The 8630-nt window shown below is 60.9% G+C and carries 17 protein-coding genes; 3 read left to right on the top strand and 14 right to left on the bottom strand.

Going from position 1 to position 8630, the window contains the following annotated elements; all coding sequences use genetic code 11:
• Nucleotides 1–2: 2 nt before the first annotated feature.
• The 13 genes from SJI00_RS02900 to SJI00_RS02840 form a co-directional block, all read right to left on the bottom strand.
• Nucleotides 3–485 (bottom strand): terminase small subunit, encoded by a 483-nt coding sequence (locus tag SJI00_RS02900; RefSeq protein ID WP_322460236.1) that lies wholly within the window; start codon nucleotides 483–485, stop codon nucleotides 3–5.
• Nucleotides 486–787: 302 nt separating this feature from the next.
• A complete protein-coding gene (locus tag SJI00_RS02895) occupies nucleotides 788–1051 on the bottom strand; it encodes an HNH endonuclease (protein WP_322460462.1) in 264 nt (87 codons plus the stop codon).
• Between the two features lie 83 nt (nucleotides 1052–1134).
• Nucleotides 1135–1344, bottom strand: coding sequence for a hypothetical protein (locus SJI00_RS02890; protein WP_322460235.1), 210 nt, complete (start codon nucleotides 1342–1344; stop codon nucleotides 1135–1137).
• A 71-nt stretch (nucleotides 1345–1415) separates the two neighbouring features.
• A complete protein-coding gene (locus tag SJI00_RS02885; RefSeq protein ID WP_322460234.1) occupies nucleotides 1416–1646 on the bottom strand; it encodes a hypothetical protein in 231 nt (76 codons plus the stop codon).
• A 15-nt stretch (nucleotides 1647–1661) separates the two neighbouring features.
• Nucleotides 1662–1892, bottom strand: a complete 231-nt coding sequence (locus SJI00_RS02880) for a hypothetical protein (RefSeq protein WP_322460233.1) — start codon at nucleotides 1890–1892, stop codon at nucleotides 1662–1664.
• Between the two features lie 48 nt (nucleotides 1893–1940).
• Nucleotides 1941–2252, bottom strand: coding sequence for a hypothetical protein (locus SJI00_RS02875; protein ID WP_322460232.1), 312 nt, complete (start codon nucleotides 2250–2252; stop codon nucleotides 1941–1943).
• Nucleotides 2249–2575 carry an MFS transporter gene (locus SJI00_RS02870; RefSeq protein ID WP_322460231.1) on the bottom strand — a complete coding sequence of 109 codons (327 nt, stop codon included), beginning with the start codon at nucleotides 2573–2575 and terminating at the stop codon, nucleotides 2249–2251. The genes SJI00_RS02875 and SJI00_RS02870 overlap by 4 nt, the downstream gene beginning before the upstream one ends.
• A gap of 126 nt (nucleotides 2576–2701) precedes the next feature.
• Nucleotides 2702–3091: an antiterminator Q family protein gene (locus tag SJI00_RS02865; protein WP_322460230.1), complete on the bottom strand. Its 390-nt coding sequence runs from the start codon at nucleotides 3089–3091 to the stop codon at nucleotides 2702–2704.
• Nucleotides 3092–3097: 6 nt separating this feature from the next.
• Nucleotides 3098–3430, bottom strand: a complete 333-nt coding sequence (locus SJI00_RS02860) for a hypothetical protein (protein ID WP_322460229.1) — start codon at nucleotides 3428–3430, stop codon at nucleotides 3098–3100.
• A complete protein-coding gene (locus tag SJI00_RS02855; RefSeq protein WP_322460228.1) occupies nucleotides 3427–4728 on the bottom strand; it encodes a tyrosine-type recombinase/integrase in 1302 nt (433 codons plus the stop codon). Before SJI00_RS02855 ends, SJI00_RS02860 begins: the two co-directional genes overlap by 4 nt.
• Nucleotides 4725–5141 (bottom strand): VRR-NUC domain-containing protein, encoded by a 417-nt coding sequence (locus SJI00_RS02850; RefSeq protein ID WP_322460227.1) that lies wholly within the window; start codon nucleotides 5139–5141, stop codon nucleotides 4725–4727. Before SJI00_RS02850 ends, SJI00_RS02855 begins: the two co-directional genes overlap by 4 nt.
• A complete protein-coding gene (locus SJI00_RS02845) occupies nucleotides 5138–5950 on the bottom strand; it encodes an ATP-binding protein (RefSeq protein ID WP_322460461.1) in 813 nt (270 codons plus the stop codon). Before SJI00_RS02845 ends, SJI00_RS02850 begins: the two co-directional genes overlap by 4 nt.
• The gene (locus SJI00_RS02840; protein WP_322460226.1) at nucleotides 5940–6806 is read right to left on the bottom strand and encodes a replication protein; all 867 of its coding nucleotides are present in this window, start codon (nucleotides 6804–6806) and stop codon (nucleotides 5940–5942) included. The genes SJI00_RS02845 and SJI00_RS02840 overlap by 11 nt, the downstream gene beginning before the upstream one ends.
• Between SJI00_RS02840 and SJI00_RS02835 the strand changes: the two genes are divergently transcribed.
• The gene (locus tag SJI00_RS02835; RefSeq protein ID WP_322460225.1) at nucleotides 6805–6981 is read left to right on the top strand and encodes a hypothetical protein; all 177 of its coding nucleotides are present in this window, start codon (nucleotides 6805–6807) and stop codon (nucleotides 6979–6981) included. The genes SJI00_RS02840 and SJI00_RS02835 overlap by 2 nt on opposite strands.
• Here the strand turns inward: SJI00_RS02835 and SJI00_RS02830 are convergent.
• Nucleotides 6970–7191, bottom strand: a complete 222-nt coding sequence (locus SJI00_RS02830; protein WP_322460224.1) for a helix-turn-helix transcriptional regulator — start codon at nucleotides 7189–7191, stop codon at nucleotides 6970–6972. The two genes, SJI00_RS02835 and SJI00_RS02830, sit on opposite strands and share 12 nt — an antisense overlap.
• Before the next feature lie 110 nt (nucleotides 7192–7301).
• Between SJI00_RS02830 and SJI00_RS02825 the strand changes: the two genes are divergently transcribed.
• Nucleotides 7302–7949: a LexA family protein gene (locus tag SJI00_RS02825; RefSeq protein WP_322460223.1), complete on the top strand. Its 648-nt coding sequence runs from the start codon at nucleotides 7302–7304 to the stop codon at nucleotides 7947–7949.
• A gap of 441 nt (nucleotides 7950–8390) precedes the next feature.
• Nucleotides 8391–8570, top strand: a complete 180-nt coding sequence (locus SJI00_RS02820) for a hypothetical protein (RefSeq protein WP_322460222.1) — start codon at nucleotides 8391–8393, stop codon at nucleotides 8568–8570.
• Nucleotides 8571–8630 lie beyond the last annotated feature (60 nt).

The raw sequence follows: 8630 nt of genomic DNA, 5'->3' as shown, positions 1-8630 counted from the left end.
TGTCACCCCTTGTTGTTGACCACCAATTTCGGCGGCGGACGGGAGCCAAAGCGGCCCTTGCTCACCTCATCGGCCGCAGCGGCCTTCTGTTCTTTCTTGCCCTGGTCAGCAACCTTGCCGTGCTTGTACGGCAGCAATGCCTTGGCAGCATCGACGCGCAGCTTCGGCTCGACCGTCTGCTCGTTCATGACGGCCTTGAGGAAGTCCATTGGGTCATCAAAGTCACCCAGGTCCAGGTCGCCAACCACAGCTTCGTCTGGCGGAGGAGATTTAACTTTTCGACCTGGCTTAACTTCTTGGGCCTTGGCCTGTCGGTCGCGCAGATGACGACCGATTGCAGCGATGACGTCCGCATCCTTTGCGAGCTTGGAGCCCGCTTGCGACGCGGTTTTTTCGGAATATCCGGCAGCGATAGCTGCGTCCCGGTTTGAAGCCCCCGACAGCAAAGCGTCAGCAAACCGGCGCTTTTTGTCGGTTAAAGCCATGGTTAACTTTTCCGTAAAACGGGAAATAATCTACGAATGGGAGGGGGCGCGGTTTCCAAGTTTGGAAGCCCTGAACTTTTTAGCCACCCCCCCGGGTTGTGGCACGTCACTGCCCCGTGTGGCACGTCAGTGGCCCTGTGTAGCACGTCAGTGGCCCTTTGTAGCACGCCAGTGGCCCGATGTAGCACGCGAGTGCCCCGAATTTGTAGCACGTCAGAACCCCGGTTTGTGGCACGTCAATGGCCCGATGTGGCACGTCAACTCCCCTGATGTAGCACGCCAAACCCCCGACATGTAGCACGTCAACTCCCCAAATTTGCCCTCGGGTTGGATCGGTGCACTCCCACCTCGCCACCTTCGGCCACCGTCTTGCGCAGATGACAGCCCCCAGGTCCGCAGCAGAGAATCTGGCAGTTGTTGTCCGTGTCTGCTCCGCCCTGGTGGAGCGGGACGCGGTGATCAAGCTCAAATCCACTCGGGTAGTCGACAACTCGGCCGCATTCAGCGCACTGCGGCGAGGCCTGCCAGAGCCGCAAGCGCCGGGCCTGCAACCTGCTGCCTGTCATCCGGCGCTCAGAGGTATTGGTGGTGGACAACTTGCGGCCTTCAACTGGCTGGAGCCGCGGCTTCAAAGTAGGGAGTCGGCCCATCACAGACCTCCTTGCACTGGCGTGCCGTCCAAGTAGTGCGCTGGAGGGCTGTCCGGATCGTCGTCGGCCTCATCGGCAAGGGCGTCAATCAGGGTCAGGTTCTGGTCGGAGATCGCTTGAAGCAGGTTGTTCTGCGTCCGCATCAGTTTCGTCTGCTCCTGTTGCTGGTGCAGGATCTGCTGCAGCAAAGAGACTGCTTGCTCGTTCATGGGCCACCTTCGTCCACTTCTTCAACCACTCGCGCCGGGCGGCGCATCCGTTACAGGCCATGGCCTACCCCTCATCGTTTGTACCAGGTCATCCGGTAGCGCCGGGCATCTGCAGGCACCTCGGCGATTGGCCAGCGCAGGCAGTCCATATGCTTGCGCTCTGGCCGGGTGCGGCTAACCCTTAGCGTCTGCACCAGGTATGCCGAACCGGCAGCAGTGGTGATGTAGTCACCGACCGCGATGCCATCGGCGCCGTCCACGTAGAGCTTGCAGGGTGTGTAAGGCGCTCGTGTTCTGGCCATCGTCTGCTCCCTGCGCTACTCGCCGTTCCAGCCCATCAGAATCAGCCGTTCATCGATCGCCGCCAGCTCAGCTCTGAAGTGATCCGCCAGTGGCTCAGTAACCGAATGCAGCACACCCTCGTCTTGGTAGTCTCCGGTGATGGCCAGTGCCACGCCCTTGCCGCTCAGCACCGTGTCAAGTCGGCGCTGCACTCGGTCGCGCTCATGGAAAAGGCTGTACGCGGTCGCGATCTGCTGTCGGTTCATCTGTGCCTCCGCGCCACGAAAGGGCGCATGTCGATTTTGTGGCGCGGATCAGTTCGACCGTTTGCACAGGTCGCAGTCCAGACGCCGGCAGATCCAGCGTTTGACTCGCGGCCAGTAGGTTATAACGAACATGTGGCGGATACCGGCCAGAGCCAGGGCGACGTGCATCGTCACGCCGGCCGTGTTTGGGGTGAAGAACATGCGGTCCGACCGGGCCAGGATGGCGTAGCCACTCAGTGCGATGACTGCGTAAAGAATCTTGCCGATTACACCGTCACGTACTCGGCCACTCAAAACTGCCCAGGATGCCCACAGCGCGATGACGCCGGCGGCGGCTGCGTTGACATACTCGATGATCATGGTGTCGGCCCTCCGAACTTGGACCTGATGACAGACCAGAGATCGGCGGCCTTGATGGCACGGGTCACGGCTGCGATCAGCGAGCCACCGAACGTGCCGAGCAGGAAGCCCACGCCTGCAACGCTGCGCGGCTCAGTGATGCCGAAATAGGCGCTGACCATGCCAGTCAGGTAGTGGGCGCAGGCCATGCCGGTGAGCAGGAACAGCAACCAGGCCTTGCGGTCCAGCAGATCGTCCTTGTGCCAACGGGTGGCGACCAGGGCGCCGAGCAAGCCCGCGATGGCCCAGTCGAGCTTATCGAGCCAGCGGTGAAAGAAATCCATGCTCGACCTCTTGCTGTGCATGAACGAAAAAGCCCCGGCTTTCGGGGCCAGGGCTTCACTGTGTCGCGCTGTTTCAAGCTGGACACGCTGCTATGAAAACAGGGGTTTATCCGCGCGGAAAGCTTTTTATGCAGCCTCGCGCAGCTGCTCCAGCGCGCAGTCGATCCATGCCACGCCGGTGTTGATCAGCTCTCGCGCCTTCGCCTCCCCGATCCCATGCTCCCTGGCTATCCGAAGCGCAGGCCACTTGGCACCGTAGTACAGCCAGATGAAACCGCCCATCTGTGCGTTGCGTCGGGTCAGGCGACCCACGGCACCGTCAACGGCCAGGGCCAGGTCATCAGTGATGACGTATTGCTTGGCGCCACCGACAGAGGGGATGTTGTCGCGCATCAGCGCGTAGAGCGGGCAGACGTACTGAGGTATCCCCATTCCATCCATGCGCCACCAGCCCCACTGCTCGAGCATGTACGCGGTGTCGCCCATCGCCTTGTCGGTGTAGGTTCGCTTCTTCATTCGTTCTCAATCCCCGGTGTAGTTCGTTCCGCCGGCGCCGCGGCGGTTGTTCTCTCGGTACTGTTGCTCGGGACCTAGTGCTGGCTTGTCAGTGCCAAGCAGCTGCCGTGCTTTTGCGACCTCGCTCAGCGCATCCTTCAACCAGTGATTGAGCACCGGGACGATGTCGCTCGCCGAAAGCTGATTCAGCGTGTGCCCGCAAATCCACCCTAACCCCAGGCAACGCGGACACTCCATCTGGTGGAATACGCCGCTGTAGGTGCCTTTGCCCCCACAGCAGTTGCACTCGACTATGAACTTGAGCTCACGCCGCAAGGCGGGCCCGTGGCTCCTTTTCATCGTTTTGAATCCTCGCTAATTACAAATTCGGTAAGGCCGTTGCAGGCCATGTGTTCCGCTAGCTGCGCAGGATTCTGCGAAATCTCGGATAAGGTCTCTGTAAGGCCGTGGGCCGCCGAAAACCCAATACCGTCTAACCAGCCGTGCCACTTCTCCAGCGCCGCACGCCGCTGCTCCATGGCCTGGGTGTGGATGTAGGTGCTGGCGATCTTCCCGAGTGTGTGGTTCAGCAGCATCTCGCCGATGTGCCCGTCGATGCCCAGGTCGGTCCAGGTGGTGCGCGACACCTTGCGCAGGTCATGGCTGGTCCAGGCGCCCTGCCCCAGCCGGGTGAACACCATGCTGGCTTGGCTCTCGCTCAAGTGCAGGCCTCGACGGTTCGGGAACAGGTACACACCCTGGTAGCTTTCGGCCTGCTGGCCGGCCCGGTACCGAATCAGCAGCGCGCGGATCTGTTTGGTCAGTGGCAGGCGGTGCTCAGTGCGGGTCTTGGTGTTGGCGGCGGGGATGAACCACTCAGCGGCAGCCAGGGAGACATCGTCCCAGCGCGCCATGCGGGTCTCGCCGATGCGCGTGCCGTGGGCCAGCATCATCAGCGCCAGCATGGCGTCACCAGGGTCACTGTCGAAGGCCTGGACCAGCTGCTGCATCAGGTCGGCCAGCTGCACACCCCGCAGGCGCGCCGCCTTGGGCAGGATGCGAGCCTTGGTGAAGTCGCTGAAGCGCATGCCGGCCATGGGGTTTGTGTCAATCAGTCCGAGCTTCAAGGCCTGGCGCATGGCCGTCAGCAGCAGCGCGAACATCTGCCGCAGGTAGGACACAGACACCTTGGCCTGGCACGGCCACATCAGTTGCTTATCCAGCGTGTCGGCGGTGACGTCCGCCAGCAGCAGGTCGCGCAGGCACGGGACGAGGTGCTGTGCGATAGCTGAACGGGCACCGGCCTTGCGCTTGGCCGACAACGAGCGGTCGCGGACCATACGGTCGCCGTACCACTCCAGCATCTGGCCCACGGTCGCCATGCCGGCGGCGATCGGCGCCGTGGCCGGGTCACGCAACAGGCGCTGACGGATGGCGGGCAGTTCGGCCAGCACCGCCGAGACACTCAGCTCGGGCCAGCGCGCGACCGGTACCCAGCGCTTACCGCGCACCAGGTGCCACGTGGCGCGGGTGCGGTCGGTCCAGAAGCGCAGGTACAGGCCGGGGTGGCGCGGGTCGCGCAGATCACGCACGGAGCGGTCGGCGGACTGGCGGCGGACCTCGGCCTCGGTGAACTTCACTTCGCGGGTGGCGGTCATGCGGCCACCGTTGGAGGCAGTGCCATGTAGGCCCGCAGGCACTCCATTGCATCGAAGTGACCGATACACACAACTGCCAGGTAGCCTTCCCCGTTCAGACGCCCAATGCAGGCATGCTGCTCAGGTGAAACTGGAGCCGGCTGGATCGTGGCTTTGAACTCGATGAACAGGCCGAAGTAGCCGCCCCGCGCCATGGTCAGCTGCAGGTCAGGGATGCCAGCCTTTGTGCCTTGGGCCTTCAGCCGCTTGGCCTCGGCTATCGCTCGGTGCCCGCCGTTCGGCGTGTGGTGCAGGTGAGCAAACACCTCTGGGTACCTAAGCTTAATTTCGGTCATCAGCGCGGCCTGCTCCTGCCCCTCGCGGTCGACTGGCTTGGCGCGGGCGGTCCGTTGCTTGAAAGGAGCTGGCTTCAAAAATCCTCCTTGCCGCGCTGTGACTCCCACCCGAATGGCACTACCACACCACCGCCTTCGCGCAGGCGGTCGTAGCTTCGCTCACCCATGGCGTGACGCAGCTGTTGCGTATCGAGATTGGAAATCACCACAGTCGGGCGCATCTGCTCGTAGCGGCCGTTGATGATGGAAAACAGCGTGGTCAGCTCGAAGTCGCTTGGATGCTCTTTACTGGCACCCACCTCGTCCAGCACCAGCAGCGAAGGTTCGATCAGGCTCGACAGGATGTCTGCCTCGGACTGTTCGTTGTCGCGGTCGTAGGTGGCGCGGATCGATTGCAGGATTGAGCCAACGGTTCTGTAAACGGCAGTGGCTGAGGTGGTGCGCATCAGCTCGTTGGCCATGCCCGCGCCCAGGTGAGTTTTCCCGGTGCCGACCTTGCCCAACAGCATCAGGCACCGACCGGTGCGCTCGATCTCTTCAAACGCAGCCACGTAGCGTGTGCAATAGGCCAGCGCCCTGCGTTGCCCTTCGTTCTCGACACGGTAGGTTTGAAGGGTTCGATCAATGAAGCGTTTGGGGATCAGCGCCGATCCCAACTTACGGGCCATCTGCTCGCGCTTTTGCCGGCTCTCTTCGGCCAGCCGCTTGGCTTCGCGGTCAGCATTTGCCGCCTTCTCGCACTCCGGGCAGCGCCCAACGATCTCGCGGCCCATCAGTTGTGTCACACGCTGCTCGAAATCACCATGATGATCACAGGTGGCGGGTTGGACACGGAAGCCGGCAGCGTTTCGCACTTCGGACATGGTGATCACCGAATCATGGCGCATAGGTACCGTCCTCGCGCTGGACCAGGCCGGCGGTGTAATCGCGATTGTCGAAGCCGTGGTGAGGAGACTGGTTAGGGGCTCTAGGAGCCGATGCATGCGCCCCTTGTTCAGCCAGACGCTTTGCAACCCAAGAGGCTTTGAATCCTTGCCATCCGGCCGTGAGCGCCTCGGTCAGAGCAACGTCAGCGGCGATACCCAAGCCTGCGCACTTCAAAAGTTCAGCGTTCAGGGCTTCCCACACCGTTGGGGTTACGCCTGCGCTCTTCGCCTTGCGAAGAGTTAGCCAGTCGGCTAGCAGCGGTTCGGCCAAGCCGTGAGGGTTATCAGCCAGCAACTGGGCCATGCCGAAAACTTTCTTTCGGTCAGCCTTGACAGGCTTCGGGGGAGCTTTGGGGGGGCATGTAATATCTTCCGAAGGAAGATTTACATAGGGGGTTTGTTTCTTGGAATAGAGAAGGGACTCGTCGATTTCGGTCTGTTTCGCACCGCATCCGATTCGGACGACTTGAGCCGACTCGGGCGATTTGGTCTGTTTCGGCTCTGCGACATAGACCCACTCTTTTGGGTCGCAAACCCCGATGTCGCCGCGCGCACCACCTTCCCGGTACAGTACCCGGCGGCGCAGCAGGTTGGAGACGGCCTTGGACACCGTATCAGGATGGATGTGGGTCGCCTTGGCAATGTCCGTTGCCGGGATTCGCTGGGCGCCGGCCGAGAAGTTCAAAGTGACCTTGGCCACGTACAGAACGATCTTCATCTCGCGCGCCGACAGATCGATAGCCATCAGGCCATCCATCATCTGGTTGTCCATACGGGTGAACCCCCTGGACTTGTCAATGTGGGTGATATTTGTCATGATCCATCTCGTATTTGCTGTCGAAGAAGCCGCCCTGCCAGGCGGTTTTTTTGTGGCTGAGATTTGGCAACTGGATGGAAAACCAGTCGTGTCGGGCACCTTTCGGCGCAGGGCCGCTGGCCGCAAAATCCAATCCAGCACCGATGGGAACAAGCTCGGTGACTTATGCGGCTGACAGAGCGTTGCCAGGAGGGAACACCTCATCAAGGGTCACGCCGGCGCCCTGGCCATTGAAGGCGGCCACGATTTTTCTGCACTCTTCAAGGCCAGGCTTTCGCCGCTCGTTTTCGTAGTGGGCGATTGCGCTCTGCGTAACACCAACCGCAAGGGCCAGCGCGGCCTGGGTCATGCGCAAGCGTTCGCGGATATTTTTGATGTTCGACATAGAGGATCTCCAGTAGCGTGCAGCCGATATTACGTTCGGTAATGCGACACTGCAAGAGACATTACGCCCTGTCAGTGGGCGCCTACCCCACAGGCCGTAATAATTACCGCATGAAAAAATGGTACGAACTGGCCAGAGCCAGGATGAAGGAACGCGAGATCACTCAGGAGAAGCTCGCCGAACACATGGGCGTCAGCCAGGGTGGTGTAGCCCATTGGCTGAGCGGTAGGAGAGAGCCTTCCCTTGAGGTTATCAGCCAGGTCCTGAGCTATTTGGGTCTCCCTCAAATGGGCATTGAAATGGATATTCATCCTGATTCAAATGTCCGAATGGCGCCCCAGCCGTCGCGGTCGTTCAGCTATCCGGAGATCAGTTGGGTCCAAGCAGGCATAGCCAGGGAAGCTACTGAAGTGTTGAACGTTGCGTTATGCCCTCATCACTCCTCTGACGTATGGGCCGGGGATGATGCTTTCTGGCTCAGGGTCACAGGCAGCTCAATGACTTCTACGTCTGGACCCTCCTTCCCTGAGGGTACGTTGGTTTTGGTTGCTCCTGACATAGAACCGCGGCCTGGACAGTTCGTGGTAGCGCGAATGCTTACGACAAATGAAGCCACGTTTAAGCAACTGGCCCGCGATGCTGGTGATCTGTACCTTCGCCCCCTCAATCCCGCTTACAGCACGAAGCTGCTGGATGAATCCTGGGAGATCGTTGGCACCGTGCTAGACGGAAAGATGCCCACTGCGGTGTTCGTGTAGCACCACAAAGCCCCAGCCAAGCAAGTGTGAAAGCCCGCTAAGAAGCGGGCTTTTTTACGCCATCCAGAAAAAACATTACGGAGGGTATTGACCTGTAATATTACGCAGCGTAATGTTTAATCCATCGCGATGCTTTCATTCCCGAGGCGTTGAAGACGCTAGCTCTTTACACAACCCGACGTGACCACCTCGACGCACCCAGGCCATCACCTGGGTCGGGACAAGCTAAGTCGTCGACCACGCAGCCTCTGGACAGCTGCCGGCCTCCCCTCATTGGGAGGACGCCAAACCATGCAGCCAGCCAGGAACAACACCGCTCACGAAATGTGTGACCTGGCCAGGTGGGGATAGCCGCGGCACGGCATGGTTTGGACAGGTTTCACCGGTTGGCCCTGGCAGCAGGGCCAGATGGGAAACCACCCCAACAGCAAAGGAGCTCTCATGAGCGAGTTCACGAAAGGCCAAGCCGTCATCCTCACCAACCCTCGCGGCACCGACCGTCAAGGGAAGTACGTCAAAACGGAAAATCGCGGTACCGGCCGCGGTGGTGGCGATTACCTGGTGGTGGACGTAGACGGCAAACACCTGATGGCCCGCGCCTGCAAAGTGCGCGCGGCCTGATTTCACTGGCTGGCCTGCTCCCGCGGGCCAGACGGGAAACCAACCCACCGGAGCAACACC

Origin of the sequence: Pseudomonas gebzensis (assembly GCF_034427815.1) — a bacterium.
GTDB lineage: Bacteria > Pseudomonadota > Gammaproteobacteria > Pseudomonadales > Pseudomonadaceae > Aquipseudomonas.
This window is presented reverse-complemented; position numbering and strand designations above follow the sequence as displayed.